The organism is Nonomuraea basaltis (assembly GCF_005893125.1).
Classification (GTDB): Bacteria; Actinomycetota; Actinomycetes; order Streptosporangiales; family Streptosporangiaceae; genus Nonomuraea; species Nonomuraea basaltis.
Genome location: NZ_VCJS01000037.1, coordinates 1 through 19,328 on the forward strand (window position 1 = coordinate 1; position 19,328 = coordinate 19,328).

Sequence of the window (19,328 nt, forward strand, 5' to 3'; positions counted from 1 at the left end):
GACCGGGGGCTGGTGCGGGCGGGGTGCGCGGCCGACGTGGTGGTGTTCGATCCGGCCGTGGTGGGCGACCGGGCGACGTACGCGGAACCGCGCGCGCTCGCGACCGGCGTCGACGACGTACTGGTGTCAGGGATCCGCGTGCTGGCCGGGGGCGAGCTGACCGGGGCCACGCCAGGGCGTGCGCTCCGATCTTCCTGATCGTTGGGATCTCGGGTGTTGGGATAGGGTCGGACGCGGATGAAGGGGGCGCCGTGCCAGCATCGATCTTCGACGGCGGGTTCGGCTTTCCGCTGATGGTGGTGCATCGCGACGCGTTGGAGCACAACGTCGCGACGATGGCGGGCTTCGTCCGCGACCACGGGCTGGAGCTGGCGCCGCACGCCAAGACGCACATGTCCGCCGAGATCGCCGCCCTGCAGCTCGAGGCGGGCGCCTGGGGGCTGACCGTGGCGACGCCGGCGCAGGCGCAGGCGGTCCGAGGGTTCGGGGTCGACCGGATCATGGTCGCCAACCAGGTCGTCGATCCGGCAGGGCTCGCCTGGGCGGCCGGCGAGCTGGAGCGGGATCCGGCGTTCGAGTTCCTGAGCTTCGCCGACTCCGTGGCCGGGGTGGACCTCCTGGCCCGGCATGCCGGGTCGCGGCCGTTCCGGGTGCTGGCGGAGGCCGGGCACGAGGGCGGGCGGGCCGGCTGCCGTACCCTCGACGAGCTGCTGCGGGTCGTCGCGCACGTGCAGGAGACGCCCGGGGTGGAGCTGGCCGGGGTCGCCGGGTACGAGGGCGGGCTGGGCAGCGCCGACGAGGTCCGGAAATATCTGTATTCGTTGCAGGAGGCCGTCGAGTACGTCCGCGTCAAGAACCCCATCCTGAGTGTCGGCGGCAGCCAGTGGTTCGACCTGATCGGGCGCGAGCTCGTCGCCGCCCAGGCCAGGATCCTGATGCGCAGCGGAGCGTACGTCACCCACGACGACGGCTACTACCGCGAGCGCACGCCGTTCAACCGGATCGACGGCGAGCTGCGCCCGGCGCTCGAGGTGTGGGCGCACGTGCTGTCCACGCCCGAGCCCGGGCTGGCGATCGTCGGCATGGGCAAGCGGGACGCGCCCTACGACGAGGGGCTGCCGATCCCGCGGCGCGGCGGCGTCACCGTCGTGAAGATGCAGGACCAGCACACGATCGTGCGCGCCGACGGGCTCAAGCCCGGTGACCTGCTGGCTTTCGGCATCTCCCACCCCTGCACCGCGTTCGACAAGTGGCGCGTGCTGCCACTGGTGGACCGGGACTACCGTGTCGTTGGCACGATAAATACCAACTTCTAAGGGAGATTGCGTGAAAAAGGAGCTCAGGACCAGTGAGGGCGCCGCCCCGGTCGGCGCGTACTCGCAGGGTCTCGTGGTGGGCGACTTCGTCTACACCTCCGGCATGGGGCCGCTCGACCCGCACACCGGCGAGGTCGTCGGCGACGACGTCGCCGCCCAGACGCACCAGGTCATGCGCAACCTCGGCGCCATCCTCGCCGCGCACGGCCTCGGCTTCGACGACGTGGTCAAGTCCACGGTCCACCTGCAGCACCTCAAGCGCGACTTCGCCGCGTACAACGAGGTGTACAAGTCGTACTTCAACCAGCCGTACCCCGTGCGCACCACTGTGGGGTCCGAGCTGATGGACATCCTGGTGGAGATCGACTTCGTCGCGCACAAGAGCGCATAAGGTCGGTTCGTGGACAGTTCGGTTTACGTCTTCGTCGAGGACCTGCGTGGCGAGGGCGTCGAGCGGGTGCTCGACAGGATCAGCGCGTACGGCGTGGCCGGCGTCACCGTCGGGGCCGTGCACCACGCCTCCCGCGATGTCACCCCGCACGGGCTGTCCAGGCTGACCGTCCGGCACGACGGGGCGCACTTCGCCCCGCCGGCCGACCTGTTCGCCGGGCTGCGGCTGTCCCCGGTTCCCGGCTACCTGGACGCGTTCGACGGGCTTCGGGAGGCCTGTGCGAAACGGTCCATGAAGCTCCACGGATGGACGGTCTTCCTGCGCAACGCCACGATCGGCATGGAGCATCCGGATGTGACGGTACGCGATTGCTTCGGCGACCGTGGCTCGCCGACCGACCTGTGCCCGGCCCACCCGGAGGTGCGCGAGTACGCCGTCGCGCTGGCCAGGGCGGTGGCCAGGCTGGGCGTGGACAGCGTGGTGGCCGAGTCGCTGCACTTCCGGCCGCTGAAGGCGCAGCGGTCGTTCGTGCCGCTCGGGCCGATGGACGCGTACCTGTTCGGGCTCTGCTTCTGCGACTACTGCCTGCGCCGGGCCACCGACCTGGGCGTGGACGCCGAGGTGGCGCGGGAGGAGTGCGCCGGGATCGTGGGGCGCGTGTTCGACGGCGACCCGCCCGCGCAGGGCGAGGTGACCAGGGCGGCGCTGACCGCGTACGCGGGACCCGACGTCGTGGCCTACGCCCGGGCCCGGTCAGAGACCGTCACGACGCTGGTGTCCGAGGTGGCGTCGGCGGTCGCCGAGGAGGGCTCCAAGCTGGTGTTCATCGACTCGACGGGGGCGGTCAAGGGCTACGCCGACGGGCTGCCCACGCCCGGCCTGGCGGCGCACGACGCCTGGCAGCTCGGGGTCGATCTGGTGGCGCTGGGCGACCTCGTGCCGGCGTTCGGGGTGCTGGCCTACGCGCGTGACGCGGCGCGGGTGGCCGACGACGTGGGGGCCTATCTGCGGTCCGTGGGCAAGGACCGGGAGGTGCGGGCGGTGCTGCGTCCCGGGCATCCGGACAGCGACTCGGCCGACCGGCTGGTGGCCAAGGCCCGCGGGGCGAAGGCGGCGGGGGCGCAGGCGGTGGACTTCTACGCGTACGGGCTGGTGCCGCATCCGGTGCTCGACCGCATCCCGGCCGCGCTCTCAGAGGCCCTTTAGATCTTGCCGAGGCCCTTTCAGATGCCGTCGAGGAGCGCCGCGACCGCCTCGTCGGCGAAATCCTCCGTCACGCGCAGGCCCCTGAACACCGCTCGCATCCACACGGCCCCGGCCAGCAGGTCGACGATCAGCATCGGATCGACGGACTCCTTCAGCTCGCCCCGGCGTACCGCGCGTTCGAAGATCTCCCGTTCGCGGGCGAACCGGTCGGCGAAGAACCGGCGCGCGTCCAGCTCGGGATGGCGGACGGCGGCGCCGAGCGCGGCGACGGCGATGTCGCTGGCCGGGGGCTCGGTGAGGAGCCGCTTGACGCCCTCCACCAGCGCCACCAGGTCACCGCGCAGGCTTCCGGTGTCGGGCGTGTCGAACCCCAGCACGTCGGCCTCCACCAGCGCCGCCCCGAGCAGCGCCGCCTTCGACGGCCACCACCGGTAGATCGTCGTCTTGTTGACGCCCGAGCGCTCGGCGACCCCCTCGACGGTCAGGCCGTCGTAGCCCTTCTCCGCGACCAGCCGCAACGTCGCATCGAAGATCTCCTGCTGCTTCCTCGGCGCCATGGGCCCCATTTTCTCCCAGTCATTTCCGTCCGGCGAACGCCGTGGCCACGCCGAGGCCGAGGTAGACGACGCCGCTGACGTATCGCATGGCCTTGGCCCGGCTGCTGAGGCGGGTGGCGAGGGCGCCTGCCGTGCACGCGTAAACGATGTCGGAGATCAGGCCGAGGAGCAGCAGCGTCAGGCCGAACAGCACCACCTGCAGCGCGGGCGAGCCCGCGCCCGGGTCCACGAAGTGCGGCAGGAACGCCAGGAAGAACAGCGCCACCTTGGGGTTCAGCACGTTGACCAGCACCCCTTCGAGGAACACCTTGCGCAGCGGCTGCGGGGGCGGCGTACGGCCCTCCTCCTGCTTGCCGGTGAACGCGCGGATCCCCAGGTAGACGAGGTAGGCGACGCCGGCCCACTTGACGATCGCGAACAGCGTGGCCGACTGCGAGATCACGTACGACAGGCCCGCTGCGGCGGCGGCGATGTGCACGAGCGTGCCGGTCTCCACGCCCAGCGCGCTGGCCAGCCCGGCCGACCTGCCCTGGGCCAGTCCTCTGGCGGTGATGTAGAGGTGGTTGGGGCCGGGGATGACCACGAGGGCGAGGGAGGCGGTCACGAAGAGAACGAAAGTCGTTGGAGGGATCACGAGATAGCAGCTTAAAATGGGTTTGGTATGCAAATGAGGGCCAATCTCGGCTCGGTTTTCTGGACCAATGGACTGTCGGTGCGACGTGGCATAGTTGCTGGCGTGAACGGTCTTCTCGTCGGGCGCTCTGTTGAGCTGGCCAGACTCGTGCGGGTGCTCCAGTCCGCCATCGAGGGCACGGCAGGCGTGGCGCTCGTCGGCGGGGACGCCGGCATCGGCAAGACCCGGCTGGTCACCGAGCTGGTCGCGCAGGCCCGCGGGCGCGGCTTCCACGTGCTCGTCGGCCAGTGCGCTGAGCTGGGCGACGCGCTGCCCTACCTGCCGCTGGCCGACGCGCTGCGCGGCGCGGAGCCGGCGGTGCGCGAGGCCGCCGCCGGCCATCCGATGCTGGGCCAGCTGCTGCCCGGCACGGAGAGTGTCCCGTCGACCGGGCTGACCCAGCAGCGGCTGTTCGGCTCGCTGCTCGGGCTGCTGGCCGACACGCAGCCGGTGCTGTTCGTGATCGAGGACCTGCACTGGGCCGACCGGTCCACCCGCGACCTGCTGGTCTTCCTCAGCCGCATGGTGCAGACCGAGCAGGTCTGCGTCGTGGGCACCTATCGCACCGACGACATCCACCGCCGCCACCCGCTGCGGTCCGTGCTGGCCGAGCTGAAGCGGCTGCCCACGGTGACGAGCGTGGAGCTGGGGCCGCTCGGCTTGGGCGACATGTCCGACTATGTCGCCACCCTTGGCGAGGTCGACGCCCGCGAGCTGGGAGAGATCGTCACGCGCGCCGACGGCAACCCGTTCTATGCGGAGGAGCTGTTCGCGGCCGTTGCGGAGGGCGACGCCCTGCCCGACGGGCTGGCCAGCCTGCTGATGTCCAGGGTCGAGGTGCTGTCCGAGCCCGGCCAGCGGGTGCTGCGGGCCGCCGCCGTGGCCGGGCGGCGGGTGGAGGACGAGCTGCTGCGGGAGGTGTCGGGGCTGCCGCTGGCCGAGTTCGAGGAGGCGGTCCGGGAGATCGTCTCGCGCGGGCTGCTCAGGGTCGACGGTTACGGCTACGCTTTCCGCCACGCGCTGCTGCAGGAGGCCGTCTACACCGACCTGCTGCCCGGCGAGCGCACGCGGCTGCACGCCGCCTTCGCCGGCCTGCTGACCTCGCCGGCCGAGCTGGCGCACCACTACCTCGCGAGCCACGACCTGGCGGGCGCGCTGCGGGCCTCCACGGAGGCGGGCCGCCTCGCCGAGCGGCTCGGCGCTCCCGCCGAGGCGCACAGCCACTACGACCAGGCGCTGGGCCTGTGGGACCGGGTGGCGGACGCGGCCGAGCTGGCCGGGGAGGGCCGCGTCGAGCTGGCGTTCCGCAGCGCCGTCATGGCGGCCGACAGCGGCGACAACCACCGCGCGATCGTCCAGCTCCGGGCCCTGCCGCCGACGTCCGAAGTAAGCGAGCGCCTCGCCTACTACCTCTACGAGATCGACGACCAGCGCGGCGCCATCGCGGCGGCCGAGCGCGCGGTCGAGAGCGCGGAGGACCAGGCCGAGCTCGCCCGCGCCCTGGCCACCCACGCCCGCACGCTGCTCTGGAGCCCTCGTCACCGGGAGGTGGAGGCCCTCGCCACCAGGGCGCGGGAGACGGCCCGCGCGGTGGGGGCCAGGGACGCCGAGGTCGGCGCGATGCTCACGCTGGCCAGCTACGTGGAGCACCAGGGCGACGTGGCCAGGGCCCACGAGCTGATCGAGACCGCCTCCGCCGAGGGCACGGGTGACCTGGCGATGGACCTGCGCGCCCGTTTCCACCACGCCCGCATCCACTACGAGCAGGGGCTGCTGGCTCACGCCGCCGAGGTGGCGGACGAGGGCATCCGGATGGCCTTCGACACCGGGCTCAAGTGGAGCACCTACGGCACCGACCTGCGCTTCCTGCGGTTCCTCATCCACTACGTGGCGGGCGAGTGGGACCAGGCGGAGGCGGTCGCGAGCACCTTCGGCGCGCGGGTCGGCACGATCTCCGAGGCGATCCTGTCGTCGTTCGCGCTCTTCATCGAGGTGGGGCGTGACCTGCCCGCGGTCGAGAGCCGGCTCAGCTGGCTGCGGCCGTTCTGGTCGGACGAGTTGGCCGCCTACATGTCCAGGGGGCTGGCCGCCGAGCACGCCCTCTGGCACGGTGACCCGGCCACGGCCCTGGAGCACGTGCGCGCGGCCGTGGCACCGCTGATCCCGGGCGACGCCGGCGTGCTGCGGATGGCCGCCATCGGGCTGTGGGCCCTGGCCGAGCTCGGCACCACCGAGGGTGCCGACGATCTGCTGGAGCGCGCCCGCTTCGCCGTCGACCACGGCCCCACCGGCGAGCGCGGCCATCTGGGGCCCGAGGGCCTCGCATGGGCCTTGCGGGTCGAGGCGGAGTGGCACCGCGTCCACGGGCGCCACGACGTGGAGCTGTGGCGGAAGGTGGTGTCGGCGTTCGACTTCGGGTTCGTCTACGAGGTGGCGCGGGCCAGGTGGCGCCTGGCCGAGGCGCTGCTCGCGGCAGGTGACCGGCAGGCGGCGCAGGCGGAGTGGGAGCCGGCCAGGGAGGCGGCGGGCAAGCTGCGGGCGGTGCCGCTGGAGAACGCGCTGCTGGAGTTCGGGCGGCGGGCCCGGTTCGGCGGAGGCGGCGGTGCGGGAGCGGGCGACGGCGGGCTGACGGCTCGGGAGGTCGAGGTGCTGCGGCTGGTCGCCGAGGGGCTGACCAACCGGGAGATCGCGGAGCGGCTGTTCATCGCGCAGAAGACGGCGAGCGTCCACGTGTCGAACATCCTGGCCAAGCTGGAGGTCTCCACCCGCACCCAGGCGGCCGCCGCGGCACGTCAACGGGGGCTGCTGGCGTAGCGGGGCGCGCTCACAACATCTTGATCGCCACAGGCGGTCGCTTTGAGCTGCCTTTGCGTTACGGTCCGTAGCGTTCAGTGGTCGAGAACCCTCTCAACGGAGGGCGGCGGCCGTGCACCGTCCGCCGCCTCGTCCTGCCCTCGAAAGGAGCACCTCCATGTCCGCTCTCTCCAAGACCCTTCCCATCCTCGCCGCGCTCGGCATGTCCTCCCTGGTCCTGGCCACCCCGCAGACCGCGCACGCCGCCACCTCGATCTCCTGCGACGCCGCCGGGCAGACGCACTTCTCCCCGGGCGTGCAGATGCTTCCGCAGTCCGAGCAAGTGACGTATCAGGGCGGCAACCGCAGTTGCGTCGACCACAGTGACCTGGGCCTCACCTCCGCCCGCATCAGCGCGAGCTTCGCCGACGTGGAGCTGAGCTGCGTGGCCAGCAATTTCGGCACGGGCACCGGCACGGCCAGCATCCAGTGGACGGCCGGCGGCGCCGGAACCCTGACGAGCAAGGTCGACATCGCGATCGACGAGACCGTGCTCAACAAGGCCAGGGTCTCGGGCGTCGTGACGGACGGCCCGTTCCGAGGCCAGCGGTTCACCGGTGAGTTCGAGACCAGCCTGCTGAAGGGCGCCGGGAAGTGCACGGCCGGGGCGATGTTCGGCGGGGTGAAGAGCGCGGCCTTCAGCGGCCACTTCAGCATCGGCTGAACAAGGTCGCACCCATGACGGGCCGGCTCCTGGAGCGTTCCAGAGCCGGCCTCCCGTCTTTGCGGCCGAGCGTGAAAAATTGCGCAGAACCGCTCGGCCGCAGGGCGGATAATCGCACCGAATGGACGCGGACTCTACGGCCGGACGGCCGGCTAGCTGGTGATGGTCAGGTCGCGCAGCAGGAAGTAGCTCGCGTGGTCGGACTGCAGGAAGGCGTGGAACTTCTCGGCCTTGGACCTGGCCGTCTTGTCCGCGGTGACGATCGTGACGATCACGTAGTTCTTGGCCGCGCTCGAGCGGATCTTCCCGTACGCGTACGAGGTGTGGGTTTTGTCCTGGCGCCACGTCACCGCGTCGGACGAGAGCTTGGACAGTCGCGTGGCGGTGGCCTTGGCGGCCTTCTCGGTCGGGAACGACATCATGACCTGCACCGCCTTGAGGTGCCCGCTGTACGCCGAGTAGGCGACCTGGACGGCGCGCTGGCAGTTGCTCTTGGCCAGCACGCCCTCGCCGTCCACCGGGTCGCAGGTGCTGTACGTCCAGCCGCCGACCTTGTTGGCCTCGAACTTGACGCCGCCCAGGCCGAAGTCCCAGTCGTTGAACTCGGTGTGGGTGATCGGCGATCCGGGCTCGGTGCGGTTCGAGGTGGGCGGGGTGTCCGTGGGCGTGGTGGTCGGCTCGGACGTGGGCTCGTCCGACGGCGCGGCCGACGGGGGGTCGGACTGCGGGGGCGCCGTCGTGGGTGACGACGGTGCGGTGCTCGGCAGGGCGACGGTCGGGTCGGGGCCGGAGGAGTTGAGGTAGGCGATCGCGCCGACCGTGCCGCCGCCCAGGAGGAGCACGCCCAGGCCGACGGACAGGCCGATGATCAGGGCGTTGTTGCGCTTGGGCGGCGGGCCGTAGTGGGCGGGCGGCATGCCGTACGGGGTGCCTTGGCCGTAGGGGTTCTGCTGTCCGTACGGGTTCTGTGGGCCGTAGGGGTTCTGCGGGCCCTGCGGGTTGTGTGACCCAGGCGGGTTCTGCGGTCCGTACGGTCCTGGCCCCTGACCGGGCGGCGGGGTTGCTTGGCCGGGCGGCGGGCCGTACGGCGGCTGGCCGTGTCCCTGCGGTGCTCCCTGTGCCTGCGGGCCCCACGGTTCTTGCGGGTGAGGCTGTGGAGGCTGCGGAGGGTATGCCATTACCCCATTGTGGGGTAATGCATCATCATGTGCCCCAAGCGCCCCACCAAAAAGGCAAAGGGCGGCTGGGAGTCCGGCACGGCCGCCGCCGGCGACGGCCGTGCCGGCATCTACGCTCGGCTGGTGACGAGCGTCGCGATCAGCACTCGATGAAGATGCTCTTCCAGCCGACAGGCGTCCGCTGCTCCGCGCTGTTGTCGGCGGGGAGCTTGAAGTGCATCAGCCCTTCCGCATTGGGCTGGTTGTACATTCGCCCGGACTGTCCATCCCCGTACCACTTATAGGACCCGTTGAAGGGGATGTTCGACATGCCGCATGCGTCGATGAGCACGCTTCTTCCGGTGAACCCGGGGCCTTCGTAGGCGATGTACTGCGACGCGTGGGCGGCACCGGCGGTGAGCGCGATGATGCCGGCGGTCAGGGCGGGGATGAGGGTGACTCGCTTCATGATGCTCCTTCTCAACGGAGTCGTACTGGACGCGCGCCGTGGACGGGGATGGGGAGGGGTAGCTCACGGCGTTTCCGCCCCCGTGCCGCGGCGCGCGTCTCATCATGTGCGAAGAGTGATCGATCAAACACTCTCCGTGACGCCACGGTGGTCTTACCCAGAGATGGCCGGACGTTCGCAGTCCGTAATGGCCGGGATGGCCATTCCGGTATTGGATCGGAAGCGACCCGACCTCTCAGGAGCTGCCGATGAACGACGTCGCCGGGCTGTCCCGTGGAGCGCCCGCCACCCTGGCGGTCGTCCGCGTCGTGACGGCACTGATGTGGATCCAGAACGCGGGCTGGAAGACGCCCGCGGACGGGTTCGGGCAGACCTCGCCGCCGCGCGGGCTGTACCTGTTCACCAGCTACGCCGTGGAGTATCCGGTGCTCGCGCCGTACGCCTGGCTGGTCGAGAACCTGGTGCTGCCCAACTTCACGTTCTTCGGCTGGGCCGTGCTGCTCGTGGAGGCGGGGCTGGGCGCGTTCCTGCTGGTGGGGCTGTGGACCAGGCTGTGGGCGCTGATCGGCATCGGGCAGACGCTGGCGATCACGCTGTCGGTGCTGAACACGCCGAACGAGTGGCACTGGGCGTACTTCCTGATGATCCTCGTGCACCTCACACTGATCGCGACGGCGGCCGGGCGCTTCTACGGGGCTGACGGCCTGCGGGATCCCGCGCCTGCGGCCGGGTGGGGGCCGGATCGGTTCGCGTTCGCGCTGGGTGTCGCGTCGGTGGTCAGCGCCGTGTTCGTGTTCACCACCGGTGACTGGCGGTTCGTCGAGATGACCGCCGCGAGCTCGGTCGTCGCGATGGCGCTCGGCGTGGTGACCTTGGTGGCCGCCCGGCTGGCCCGCCCTCCGCTCCTGCTCGCCGCCGGCGGGCTGTTCCTGCTGGCGGCCCTGGTGCTGCTGGCCGAGCTGGCCTTCGGCTTCTCGCTGACCGGCGGCACGGCCTCGGTCTTCAGCCTGTGGCTCGGGCTCGGCGTGGGGCTGGTGGCGGCGGGCCGTCGTAGCCCGGTGCGGACCTCCGAGCCGTCGAAGGCCGGGTGAGAGCCAAAGTGCCGCCGGTCAGCGCCGCCTCGGCGCCCCCGCAGGGCTGGCTTGAGCTTTCTTTGCCCGGATCGCCGTATTGTGTCGATTCGGGCGAGCCCCGTTCGTAGTGGGGTGAGGAGCCGGGAACGGCCCGGCCGTCACGAGGAGCGCAGCCATGACCTACTACCTGCTGTCCGTGCACGGCGTCGAGGGCGAGGCGCGAGCCCCGATGACCGAGGAGGAGATGCGCCGGTCTCACGAGCGGCTCGGCACCATCGAGAAGGACATGAAGTCGAACGGCGCCTGGGTCTTCTCCGGGCGCCTGCATGAGCCGTCCACCGCCACGGTCGTGCGCGCATCGGGCGGCCAGGTGCTGACCACCGACGGTCCGTTCGCCGAGTCGAAGGAGTACCCGCTGAGGCTGAGCGTGCCCTGACCTGCACCGTTAGGACCGAGTGCAACCACGCGCCCGGTCTTGTGTCATTTCTGGGGTCGGTCCTGGGACTGGATGTACGTGCGGACGGTGGTCAGGTTCGCGCCGCCGGTCGAGCCCGCGTAGTAGGAGCGGGACCAGAAGTGCCCGCCCCACAGATATTTGCGGACGTGGGCGGCGTATTCCTGGCGCAGGTAGCGGGCCGAGACCCCTTTGAGGCTGTTAACGAGGACGCTCAGGGCGACCTTGGGCGGGTAGTGGACGAGGAGGTGCACGTGGTCGTCTTCGCCGTTGAACTCGGCGAGTTCGCATGCGAACTTCTCACACACCTCCTTCATGATCTGCTGGCAGCGGGTGAGCATCTCGCCGGTGAAGACGTTGCGCCGGTACTTGGTGACGAACACCAAGTGCACGGTGAGCTCGTGAATGCAATGGCGCCCCGTTCTGATTTCGGGGTTTGGTTCCCACCTCGGTGACATACACCAAAAGATAGAGTGTGGTTTGTGGAGCTGGAGAAACGCAACCGCGCTCATGTGGCGCGCCTGGACCTGGACAGTCGCCAGTCGGCCATCCTGGATGGCCAGGCGCACAACACGCGGGCGTTGTGGAACCTGCTGCACGAGTACTACACCTTCCGGCAGGGCCGGTTCGCCACGCTGAAGGACTGCGATGAGGCGATCCGGCAGGCGCGCAGGGACATCGACTGGTTGAAGGACCTGCCCGCGCAAGCTTCCCAAGCTGTGCTCAAGACCTATCGGCAGGCGTGGGCGAACTTCTTCAACCCCGACCATCCCGCTGAGCGGCCGAAGTTCAAAGGGCGTTTTCGGTCCCGGATGGCCGTGGATGTTCCGCAGGGGCGGGATCTGCACATCACCCGGGTCAATCGGCGGTGGGGCGAGGTCAATATCCCCAAGCTGGGCCGGGTCCGGTTCCGGTGGACCAAGGATCTGCCCGGCGTCACCAGATCGTCCCCCGACGGGAAGATCACCGGTGCCCGGCTGGTCAAGGAGAGCGACGGGTGGCACATCATCTTTCGCACCCAAACGATGGAGATGCCCCCGGCCCCGCATGAGGGTCCGGTGACCGCGATCGACCGGGGCATCACCGTCGCCTTGGCCCTGGCTTCAGGGGAGAAGATCCGCCACCGCGAGCAGTGGCTGTCGCACAAGGAGGCCGAGCGTCTGCTCCGGTTGGAACGCAAGGCCGCCCGCCAGAAACGGGCCGCCAAGCCGGGCCAGCCGACCTCGAACCGGTTGAAGAGAACCTATGACCAAATCGCCAGCCTGCGCGCGAGAGCCAAGCGCCGGGTGATCGACTGGCAACACCAGACCACCGCGAAACTCACCGACCGCTACAGCGTGATCGTGCTCGAAGACCTCAAGGTCAAGAACATGATGGCCTCCGCGTCGGGCACCGTGGAGGAACCGGGGACGAACCTCGCCCAAAAACGCGGCCTGAACCGGGCCATCGCCGGTGAGGCATGGTCGCGCACCGCTGAGTTCCTCGCCTACAAAGCCCTCGACAAGGGCGGAAAAGTCGCCTACATCTCGGCGGCGAACACCAGCCGGGAATGCCACCAGTGCCACACGATCATCGAGGGATCACGGGAATCCCAGGCCAGGTTCGTGTGCAAAAACCCTGCTTGCGGGTGGATCGGCAACGCCGACACCAATGCCGCCCGCACCCAGGTGTACCGGTACAACTCAGCCGTCGGACAGGCGGTAAACGGACGTGGAGGCCCTGCGGTACTGGGGCCTGTGAAGCGTCAAGCCACTCATAGTGGGACCACGCCCGCCCCGCAAGGGGTGGCCGCGTAGCGGCCATGAGAATCCTCCCCGTTCACGGGAGGAGCATGTCAAATCATTCACGACCTCGACCTCCTCCTCCGACCTCCACCGCCCGCAACCGCGCAATCGACCGCCTGCGCCGCGAGGCGCGCGAGCGACAGCTGCTCGGCGCGGCAGCGGCGTCGGCGGCGCCCTCACCCGAGCCCGGATCACCCGAGGAAGGGACCCGTGCGGGACGACCGGCTTCGCCTCATCTTCACCTGCTGCCACCCGACGCTGTCGACCGAGGAGGTCGCGCGGGCCTTCCTGGTGGCGGAGCCAGCCATGGCGCAGCGGCTTGTCCGCGCCAAGCGCAAGATCAAGGCCGCCCGGATCCCGTACCGCGTTCCGGACGGTCACGAGCTGCCCGACCGCCTGCCTCCCGTGCTGGCCGTGGTCTACCTCGTCTACAACGCGGGGCTCTCCCAGGCCATCCTGCGGGGCCGCCTGCGTCGCGGCCTGCCCGGCCAGTACCAGCTCCAGGCCGCCGTCAACGCCGTACACGCCGACGCCGCGACCATCGAGGAGACCGACTGGCCGCAGATCGTCGCGCTCTACGACGAACTGCTCGCCATCGCCCCCACGCCCATCGGGCGCTCAACCGCGCCGTAGCCGTCACCGAGGTGCGCGGCCCCGCCGCCGCGCTGGCCCTGGTCGAGGAGCTGGACCTGGACGCGTACCACCCGTACCACGCCACCCGGGCCGACAGGGACCACGTCGATGACGAGGTCAGAGCGTGGTGTCCCAGGTGGGCTGGTGGCCGAGGGGAGCGGTGGGGGCGAAGTGCACGGGCAGGGATTCGAGGGTCCGCATCCACAGCGACCGCCGCCAGCCCAGGTCGCCGGGCGAGACCGCGAGGTCGACGTCGGGCAGCCGGTCGAGGAGCACCTCGACGGCGGTCTTGGCGATGATCTCGGCGAGCTCCGGCGCGGGGTAGGAGCAGCCGTACTCGCCGTGGCCGAACGACATGTGGGCCCGGTTGGTGCCGGTGTCGGCGTCGTCAACCGGCTGGACCTGCGGGTCGGCGTTGGCCGCGGCGAGGCCGAGCACGAGCATGTCGCCCCGGCGCACGCGGCGCCCGCCCAGCTCGCAGTCCTGCGTGGCCCAGCGCGCGGTGCTGCGCAGCGGCGGTTCCTTCCACAGCACCTCGTTCATCGCCTGCCCGACGCTGCTGCGCCCGCCCTGCAGGGTGATGGAGAACCGGTCGTCGACCAGCATCAGGTGCAGGGTGTTGCCGATCCAGCTCGAGGTGGTGGCGCTGGACCCGACCACCGCCAGCAGGTCGAGTGCGATCTCCTCGTCGGTGAGCCTCGCGGAGTGCTCGATCAGCCGTGAGGGCAGGTCCTCCCCCGGCATGGCCCGCTTGCCGACAATGAACTTCCCCATATAGTCGATAATCCATTGGTACGCGGCGCCGGACTCGCTGGTGGCGTCCAGCATGATGTTGAAATTCGTGATGAGCTCCGGCGCGTCGGCCTCGGGCAGCCCGAACAGGCCGACGATGACCCGGGCGGGGATGAGCTGGGCGTACCGGGCGAGCAGGTCGGCCCGGCCGTCGCCGGCGAACACGTCGATCAGCGTGTCGGCGACCTGTTCGGTGAGCATGGCCAGCTCGGTGCGGTCCAGCCCGTCCAGTGCGTCGCCGATCGCGCCACTGCGCCGCTGGCGCTCTGGGCCCTCGGCGAACAGCACCGTCGGTTGCCAGCCGACGCCCGGCATCAAGGGCCAGTCCGGGCGGATGTGCTCCCACATGTTCCAGCGCCTGGAGTCGCGGCCGAACATCCGCGACTGGCTGAAGACGTGGTGCAGCTCCCGGTAGCCCATCACGAACCACGCGGGGATGTCGTCGTCGAGCAGCACCGGGACGACCGGCCCGCCCTCACGGCGCATGCGCTGGTAGAGCTCGGCCGGGTCCTCGCCGAGCATCGGCCCGTACAGGCGCACGGCGTTCACATGGTCCGGATAGCCCGGGTGCACGGGGGTGTCCGTCATGACGCGTTCTCCGAAACCGGCTCGTACAGGGTGGTGAGGTGCCGCAACAGCGTGATCAGCACGTCCTTGCATGAGTGCCGCTGCCGGGCGTCGCACTCGACGAGCGGCACCTCCGGCGACAGCGACAGCGCGTCGCGCACGGCGTCCGGCTCCGGCCCGTTGGCGAAGCGGTTGACGGCGACGACGAAGGGCATGCGGTGGTGCTCCAGCCGGTCGATGGAGTACCACGACTCCTCCAGCCTGCGGGTGTCCACCAGGACGACCGCGCCCAGGCTGCCGGCGAAGAGCTGGTCCCAGACGTACCAGAAGCGCTGCTGGCCGGGCGCGCCGAACAGGTAGAGCACCTTGCTCTCGTCCAGCGTGATGCGGCCGAAGTCGAAGGCCACCGTGGTGGTGGACTTGCCGCTGACCCGGCTGGCGTCGTCGATGCCGGCGCCGGCCTGGGTCATGACCTCCTCGGTGCTGAGCGGGCGGATCTCGCTCACCGAGCCGACCATGGTCGTCTTGCCCACGCCGAAGCCGCCGACGATCACGATCTTCAGCGCGTCCACAGCGGAGGCGCGAAGCTCCGTGCGCGCGGGCAGATCAGAGGTTCTCGAGTGCAATGAGCACCTGCTTCAGGAGTTCGGGGTCTGGCCGGCCGGCTCGCTGGAGTGCCGACGGGTGGCGTACGGTGATGCGGCCGGTGTCCAGCAGGTCACGCAGCAGGATCTTGACCACGCTGACCGGCAGCCGCAGCTCGGCGGAGATCTCCACCACCGCCGTGGGCCGCCGGGTCAGCCGCAGGATCTTCACGTGCTCCGACTGCATGCCGAGGGCGGGCTCGCACTCGCTGACGATGAGCGATACCGCGTCGAAGGCGCTTTCGTCGGCACGAGTGCGTCCTCCCGTGACCATGTAGAGCCGGTCCGGGACCTCCTGGTCGACCGGTCGCCGCATCATGTGGGATCGCCGTTGCCCGCCGGCCGCCGCGGCGCCGCGCTCAGGTAGACGCCGATCTGCTCGACCAGCTCGTTCATGTTGTGCCCGACCAGGCCCACGTCGGCGTTCTCGTCGGCGACCACGGCGAGGTGGGCGCCGTCACCGGCGGGCACGATGAGCAGCAGCCCGCCGGGGAACTCCACCATCGCCTGCCCGGCGCCGATGGCGTCGCCGAACTCGGCGGAGGCGCTGACGGAAAGGCTCTGGATCCCGGCGGCCAGGGCGGCGAGCTGGTCGGCCCGGTCCTCGTCCAGCCCGCCGGTGAAGCACATCTTGAGCCCGTCCCTGGTCAGCACCAGCACGTGCTTGGTCCCCGGAGTCTTGTCCCTGAGGTTCTCCAGCAGCCAGTCGAGATCACGATCCGCGTCCGTAGTGTTCATCGCAACATGAGGGCGCGCGCATGGCGCGTCGGCCCCTGCCTCCTATCTGTGAAACGAAAGCCGGTCAGGAGTCGGAGCTCGATGGAGCGGTACGCCCGCGCTCGCCCGCCTGCCGGAACGCCGCCAGTCTGGCCGCCGGATCGCGCCCGTCCCGTACGGGTCTGGCCGCCGGATCGCGCCCGTCCCGTACGGGTCTGGCCGCCGGCACGTGCGCGGTCCTGGTCGCCTCGGCGAGCGTCTGGCCGCGACGCCGCTTGGGCAGCGTCGTCGCCTCGGACTCGTCCGGTCGCTCGGAGTCCGGTTCGGCGTTCACGGGCTCGGGAAGGGCGGGCCGGGCCGGCGGCTCGGCGGCGGGCGGCTCGACGGCCGGGCCAGGCTGGGTGATCAACCGGCGCGGGACCAGCACCACGACACCGGTGCCGCCCCTGGCGGACGGCCGGAAGCTGACGGTCAGGCCGTACTTGTCGACCAGGCGCCCGACCACGGCCAGGCCCAGCCGGGTCCCGGACAGCGTCCGAAGGTCGAGGGGCTCGGACACGAGCTTGGTCGCGCGCTGCCGCTCCCTGGGGCGCATGCCGAGGCCGCTGTCCTCGATGGTGACGACCACGCCCGTGTCCTCTTCCTCCACGTACACGTGGACCTCGGTGCCGTGCGCGGAGAAGGCGGCCGCGTTGTCCATCAGCTCGGCCAGCGTGTGCATCACGCCCTCGGCGGCGTACCCGGCGACCGCGACCGTGCTGGTGGAGTGCATCCGCATGCGCCGGTAGGCGCCGATGCGGCCCATGGCGCCGCGCAGGATGCTCTCCATCGGGATCGGCCTGGTCCACCTCCGCCCGGAACGGCCGCCACTCAGCAGGGCGATGTTGTCGGCGAGGCGGCTCAGCTGGGAGACGCGGTGGTCCAGGTCCAGCAGGTCGGCGAAGACGTCCTCGTGGTCGCCGTACTGCTCCTCTAGCTCGCGCAGCCGGGCCAGCAGGCTCGTCGACTGGGCCTGGACCCGGGCGGCGGCGCCGGCACAGGCCCGCATCGCCGCCGCGCCCTTGCGCTCGCCCTCACTGAGCTGCCGGGCCGTCTCGGTCAGCAGACCGCGCAGCGGACCGTGCACCGGCTGCCGCACCTCGCGCAGCGCGGCGTCCGCGGGAAGCCGGTTCGTCTGCATGCGTTTGACCAGCTCGGGCAGCGCCTCGTCGGCCAGCCTGACGACCTCGCCCTCCAGGACCGCGCCGGCCGCCCTGGCGTCTGCGGCCTCCCTGGCCAGCAGGTCCAGCTCGTGCCCGGCCGCCTTCAGCAGCTCGTGGAGCGAGCCGCCGGACGGCCGCGGCACGCCGGCGAGCGCGTCCACCGTGGGCATCCCCTCACGGGCCCTGCGGCCGAGAGCGGGCAGAATCTCCGTAGCCAGCCACTGCGCCTCCGCCTCCAGCCGGGCGGCCTGCATGGCTCGTTCGCGCAGCAGGCGAGCGGTGGCGGCCTGGTGTGCCACGATCGCGGCGGCGCAGGACAGCAGGATGGCCGCGCCGCCGCCGACGGCCGCGACAGCTCCTTCGGCGCCGGCGGGCGCCGCTAACGTCACCCACAGCCAGGCGGCCACCGTGATCAATGAGGCACAGGCCAATGCGGTGACGGCCTGTTCTTTGGGTGTGAGCGTTCGCCGGGGAGGGGGTGCAGGTGCTGACATCGGTGGTCCTTGGGGCCGTGGCGGCCAGGCATGCTGCGGCCGCCTTGAACCGGGGCATTCCGCCGCATGGCAGGGGAACTTTGCGCTGCCGTCCCACGGACATCGTGGGTAACAGGGGACAAACCGTAGCACTTGGCATACGGATAACAACAGAGAGCAGCGATGCGTCCCGGCGTGTATTACGATCCGATGCGTGGCGGTGCTCTCCCGCCCAACCTCCTGAGCGCGTCCCCACGCGATGCGCCGGCCGCGGAGGCAAAGGGGACGCGATGGGCCTCGGGAGCGTGGTCTCGACCGGCCGGCGATCCTTTCGCGGCCGCCACGGGCCGCGGGCGTGGGCCGGGTCCTGGCGACGGCCGCAGGGAGATCCGTCATGACCAGCAAGAAGCAGCTCAAGGCACGCATCCGGGCGCGGATGGCCAAGACCGGCGAGAGCTACACCACGGCCCGCACCCACGTCGTGGGCAGGGCCGAGACGCACTCCGACACGGGTTGGCGGTTCGTCGGCGGGCGGCATCCGTCCAGCGCGGCGATCACCGCCGTCCTGGTCAACCAGGGCGCCGTCGTCAGCGAGCCGCTGGTGTTCCTGGCCGGAGGCGGCATCGGTGCGGGCTACATCCTGTGGGAGTTCAAGCACGACCACTCCCGCCACGTGACGCTGGGGTTCCGCAACCAGTGGCAGTACCACGACCGGTGGATGGGCAAGACGCTCGGCCGGCTCGGGGTGCCGTACGAGGAGCACCGTACGGCCGGGATCCGCAGCGCCGGCGACCGGCTGGCCGCAGAGCTGGACGCCGGGCGGCCGTGCGTGATCCTGCCGGACCGCTACCACCTCGGCTACTGGCGGCTGCCCGCCTCGCTGGACGGGCACGGCGGCGGGCCCGTGGTCGCCTACCGGCGCGACGAGAGCGGCGTCTACCTCGACGACCGCGGCCAGGCGCCGATCCGCATCCCGAGAGAGCGGCTGGACGCCGCGCGGGCGCGGGTGGGCTCGTACCGGAATGTGACGCACGTGCTCGGCGAGGCCAAGCTGGACGAGGCGGCGCTGGCCGGCGCGGCCCGCGAGGGTCTGCGGGACTGCGCCGCGCACCTGTCGGCGGCCTCCGACTCGTTCTCGCTGCCCGCCTGGCGCAAGTGGGCGCGGCTATTGGTCGACACCCGCAACGCGAAGGCCTGGCCGAAGGTCTTCGCCGACGGTCGCGGCCTGGCCGGCGCCCTCCTGTCGGTGTGGGAGGGCGCGGAGCCGGTCGGCATGGACGGCGGGAACCTGCGGGAGCTGTTCGCCGACTCGCTGGACGAGGCCGCGCTGCTGCTGGCCGAGCCGGGTCTGGCCGGGCTGGCGGGCCGGTTCAGGGAGATTCACGCCCTGTGGCACGAGCTGGCCGAGGCGGCGCTGCCGGCCGACGTGCCGGAGTTCGCCCGGATCCGCGAGCTGACCGCGGCGATCAAGGAGAGCGTCATGGCGGACGGCAGCGCGGGCGGCGACGAGGCCGCCGCGGCCGGCCGGCTGCTGTGGCAGGCACGCGCCGCCGCGAACGACTCGCTCGCCGCCACCGACACGGCCGCCCTCTTCGCCGGCCTCAGCGCACGGGTGGGCGCCATCTACGAGGCGGAGACGGCCGCGATCGCCCGGCTGGCGGCGCTCATTCGCTGACCAAGCGCGTTCACGAAATGGGCCCGGA

At 70.8% G+C, this 19,328-nt stretch carries 20 protein-coding genes and 1 pseudogene; 11 read left to right on the plus strand and 10 right to left on the minus strand.

Going from position 1 to position 19,328, the window contains the following annotated elements; translation table 11 throughout:
• The 4 genes and pseudogenes from EJK15_RS19175 to EJK15_RS19190 form a co-directional block, all read left to right on the plus strand.
• Nucleotides 1-198 (plus strand): annotated as a pseudogene (locus tag EJK15_RS19175) (D-aminoacylase); the annotation flags it as partial.
• 53 nt (nt 199-251) lie between these two features.
• Nucleotides 252-1,316: an alanine racemase gene (locus EJK15_RS19180; RefSeq protein ID WP_240777060.1), complete on the plus strand. Its 1,065-nt coding sequence runs from the start codon at nt 252-254 to the stop codon at nt 1,314-1,316.
• Nucleotides 1,317-1,326: 10 nt separating this feature from the next.
• Nucleotides 1,327-1,707 (plus strand): RidA family protein, encoded by a 381-nt coding sequence (locus tag EJK15_RS19185; protein WP_138711822.1) that lies wholly within the window; start codon nt 1,327-1,329, stop codon nt 1,705-1,707.
• 9 nt (nt 1,708-1,716) lie between these two features.
• On the plus strand, nt 1,717-2,913 hold the full coding sequence (locus EJK15_RS19190) for a hypothetical protein (RefSeq protein WP_138711823.1): 1,197 nt from the start codon (nt 1,717-1,719) through the stop codon (nt 2,911-2,913).
• Between the two features lie 17 nt (nt 2,914-2,930).
• Here EJK15_RS19190 and EJK15_RS19195 read toward each other — a convergent pair whose 3' ends face one another.
• Nucleotides 2,931-3,470 (minus strand): TetR/AcrR family transcriptional regulator, encoded by a 540-nt coding sequence (locus EJK15_RS19195; protein ID WP_138711824.1) that lies wholly within the window; start codon nt 3,468-3,470, stop codon nt 2,931-2,933.
• 19 nt (nt 3,471-3,489) lie between these two features.
• The gene (locus EJK15_RS19200; protein ID WP_240777061.1) at nt 3,490-4,074 is read right to left on the minus strand and encodes a LysE family translocator; all 585 of its coding nucleotides are present in this window, start codon (nt 4,072-4,074) and stop codon (nt 3,490-3,492) included.
• Nucleotides 4,075-4,206: 132 nt separating this feature from the next.
• Here EJK15_RS19200 and EJK15_RS76330 point away from each other — a divergent pair, with 132 nt between their 5' ends.
• Both EJK15_RS76330 and EJK15_RS19210 read left to right on the plus strand, forming a co-directional pair.
• Complete coding sequence (locus EJK15_RS76330) at nt 4,207-6,957, plus strand: ATP-binding protein (RefSeq protein WP_276615406.1); 2,751 nt, start codon at nt 4,207-4,209, stop codon at nt 6,955-6,957.
• A 157-nt stretch (nt 6,958-7,114) separates the two neighbouring features.
• Nucleotides 7,115-7,660 carry a hypothetical protein gene (locus tag EJK15_RS19210; RefSeq protein WP_138711827.1) on the plus strand — a complete coding sequence of 182 codons (546 nt, stop codon included), beginning with the start codon at nt 7,115-7,117 and terminating at the stop codon, nt 7,658-7,660.
• Between the two features lie 152 nt (nt 7,661-7,812).
• Here EJK15_RS19210 and EJK15_RS19215 read toward each other — a convergent pair whose 3' ends face one another.
• Together EJK15_RS19215 and EJK15_RS19220 are read right to left on the minus strand one after the other, a co-directional pair.
• A complete protein-coding gene (locus tag EJK15_RS19215) occupies nt 7,813-8,838 on the minus strand; it encodes a hypothetical protein (protein ID WP_138711828.1) in 1,026 nt (341 codons plus the stop codon).
• Nucleotides 8,839-8,977: 139 nt separating this feature from the next.
• On the minus strand, nt 8,978-9,286 hold the full coding sequence (locus tag EJK15_RS19220) for a MiAMP1 family antimicrobial peptide (RefSeq protein ID WP_138711829.1): 309 nt from the start codon (nt 9,284-9,286) through the stop codon (nt 8,978-8,980).
• A 248-nt stretch (nt 9,287-9,534) separates the two neighbouring features.
• Here EJK15_RS19220 and EJK15_RS72820 point away from each other — a divergent pair, with 248 nt between their 5' ends.
• Both EJK15_RS72820 and EJK15_RS19230 read left to right on the plus strand, forming a co-directional pair.
• Nucleotides 9,535-10,377 carry an Rv1678 family membrane protein gene (locus EJK15_RS72820; protein ID WP_206060956.1) on the plus strand — a complete coding sequence of 281 codons (843 nt, stop codon included), beginning with the start codon at nt 9,535-9,537 and terminating at the stop codon, nt 10,375-10,377.
• A 157-nt stretch (nt 10,378-10,534) separates the two neighbouring features.
• Nucleotides 10,535-10,795 carry a YciI family protein gene (locus EJK15_RS19230; protein WP_206060957.1) on the plus strand — a complete coding sequence of 87 codons (261 nt, stop codon included), beginning with the start codon at nt 10,535-10,537 and terminating at the stop codon, nt 10,793-10,795.
• 44 nt (nt 10,796-10,839) lie between these two features.
• Here the strand turns inward: EJK15_RS19230 and tnpA are convergent, their stop codons facing one another.
• A complete protein-coding gene (tnpA, locus tag EJK15_RS19235) occupies nt 10,840-11,271 on the minus strand; it encodes an IS200/IS605 family transposase (RefSeq protein ID WP_138711830.1) in 432 nt (143 codons plus the stop codon).
• Between the two features lie 54 nt (nt 11,272-11,325).
• Here tnpA and EJK15_RS19240 point away from each other — a divergent pair, with 54 nt between their 5' ends.
• Together EJK15_RS19240 and EJK15_RS72825 are read left to right on the plus strand one after the other, a co-directional pair.
• The gene (locus tag EJK15_RS19240; protein WP_206060958.1) at nt 11,326-12,609 is read left to right on the plus strand and encodes an RNA-guided endonuclease InsQ/TnpB family protein; all 1,284 of its coding nucleotides are present in this window, start codon (nt 11,326-11,328) and stop codon (nt 12,607-12,609) included.
• A 198-nt stretch (nt 12,610-12,807) separates the two neighbouring features.
• The gene (locus EJK15_RS72825) at nt 12,808-13,230 is read left to right on the plus strand and encodes an RNA polymerase sigma factor (RefSeq protein WP_206060959.1); all 423 of its coding nucleotides are present in this window, start codon (nt 12,808-12,810) and stop codon (nt 13,228-13,230) included.
• A 117-nt stretch (nt 13,231-13,347) separates the two neighbouring features.
• Here the strand turns inward: EJK15_RS72825 and EJK15_RS19250 are convergent, their stop codons facing one another.
• The 5 genes from EJK15_RS19250 to EJK15_RS19270 all read right to left on the minus strand — a co-directional run bounded on the left by EJK15_RS19250 (nt 13,348) and on the right by EJK15_RS19270 (nt 17,559).
• The gene (locus EJK15_RS19250) at nt 13,348-14,610 is read right to left on the minus strand and encodes a cytochrome P450 (RefSeq protein ID WP_138711831.1); all 1,263 of its coding nucleotides are present in this window, start codon (nt 14,608-14,610) and stop codon (nt 13,348-13,350) included.
• On the minus strand, nt 14,607-15,215 hold the full coding sequence (locus tag EJK15_RS19255) for a GTP-binding protein (protein ID WP_138711832.1): 609 nt from the start codon (nt 15,213-15,215) through the stop codon (nt 14,607-14,609). Before EJK15_RS19255 ends, EJK15_RS19250 begins: the two co-directional genes overlap by 4 nt.
• Nucleotides 15,196-15,552, minus strand: coding sequence for a DUF742 domain-containing protein (locus EJK15_RS19260; RefSeq protein ID WP_138711833.1), 357 nt, complete (start codon nt 15,550-15,552; stop codon nt 15,196-15,198). Before EJK15_RS19260 ends, EJK15_RS19255 begins: the two co-directional genes overlap by 20 nt.
• Entirely contained in the window at nt 15,549-15,971 is a 423-nt protein-coding gene (locus EJK15_RS19265; protein ID WP_138711834.1) for a roadblock/LC7 domain-containing protein, read from the minus strand. The genes EJK15_RS19260 and EJK15_RS19265 overlap by 4 nt, the downstream gene beginning before the upstream one ends.
• A gap of 64 nt (nt 15,972-16,035) precedes the next feature.
• On the minus strand, nt 16,036-17,559 hold the full coding sequence (locus EJK15_RS19270) for a sensor histidine kinase (protein ID WP_240777065.1): 1,524 nt from the start codon (nt 17,557-17,559) through the stop codon (nt 16,036-16,038).
• A gap of 460 nt (nt 17,560-18,019) precedes the next feature.
• Here EJK15_RS19270 and EJK15_RS19275 point away from each other — a divergent pair, with 460 nt between their 5' ends.
• A complete protein-coding gene (locus tag EJK15_RS19275) occupies nt 18,020-19,300 on the plus strand; it encodes a BtrH N-terminal domain-containing protein (RefSeq protein ID WP_206060960.1) in 1,281 nt (426 codons plus the stop codon).
• Nucleotides 19,301-19,328: the final 28 nt, after the last annotated feature.

Coding starts and splice junctions, on each gene's coding strand:
- EJK15_RS19265 (WP_138711834.1), bottom strand. CDS start 15,971: ATGAACACTACGGACGCGGATCGTGATCTCGACTGGCTGCTGGAGAAC.
- tnpA (WP_138711830.1), bottom strand. CDS start 11,271: ATGTCACCGAGGTGGGAACCAAACCCCGAAATCAGAACGGGGCGCCAT.
- EJK15_RS19195 (WP_138711824.1), bottom strand. CDS start 3,470: ATGGCGCCGAGGAAGCAGCAGGAGATCTTCGATGCGACGTTGCGGCTG.
- EJK15_RS19275 (WP_206060960.1), top strand. CDS start 18,020: ATGACCAGCAAGAAGCAGCTCAAGGCACGCATCCGGGCGCGGATGGCC.
- EJK15_RS19230 (WP_206060957.1), top strand. CDS start 10,535: ATGACCTACTACCTGCTGTCCGTGCACGGCGTCGAGGGCGAGGCGCGA.
- EJK15_RS19260 (WP_138711833.1), bottom strand. CDS start 15,552: ATGATGCGGCGACCGGTCGACCAGGAGGTCCCGGACCGGCTCTACATG.
- EJK15_RS19250 (WP_138711831.1), bottom strand. CDS start 14,610: ATGACGGACACCCCCGTGCACCCGGGCTATCCGGACCATGTGAACGCC.
- EJK15_RS19220 (WP_138711829.1), bottom strand. CDS start 9,286: ATGAAGCGAGTCACCCTCATCCCCGCCCTGACCGCCGGCATCATCGCG.
- EJK15_RS19215 (WP_138711828.1), bottom strand. CDS start 8,838: ATGGCATACCCTCCGCAGCCTCCACAGCCTCACCCGCAAGAACCGTGG.
- EJK15_RS19210 (WP_138711827.1), top strand. CDS start 7,115: ATGTCCGCTCTCTCCAAGACCCTTCCCATCCTCGCCGCGCTCGGCATG.
- EJK15_RS72820 (WP_206060956.1), top strand. CDS start 9,535: ATGAACGACGTCGCCGGGCTGTCCCGTGGAGCGCCCGCCACCCTGGCG.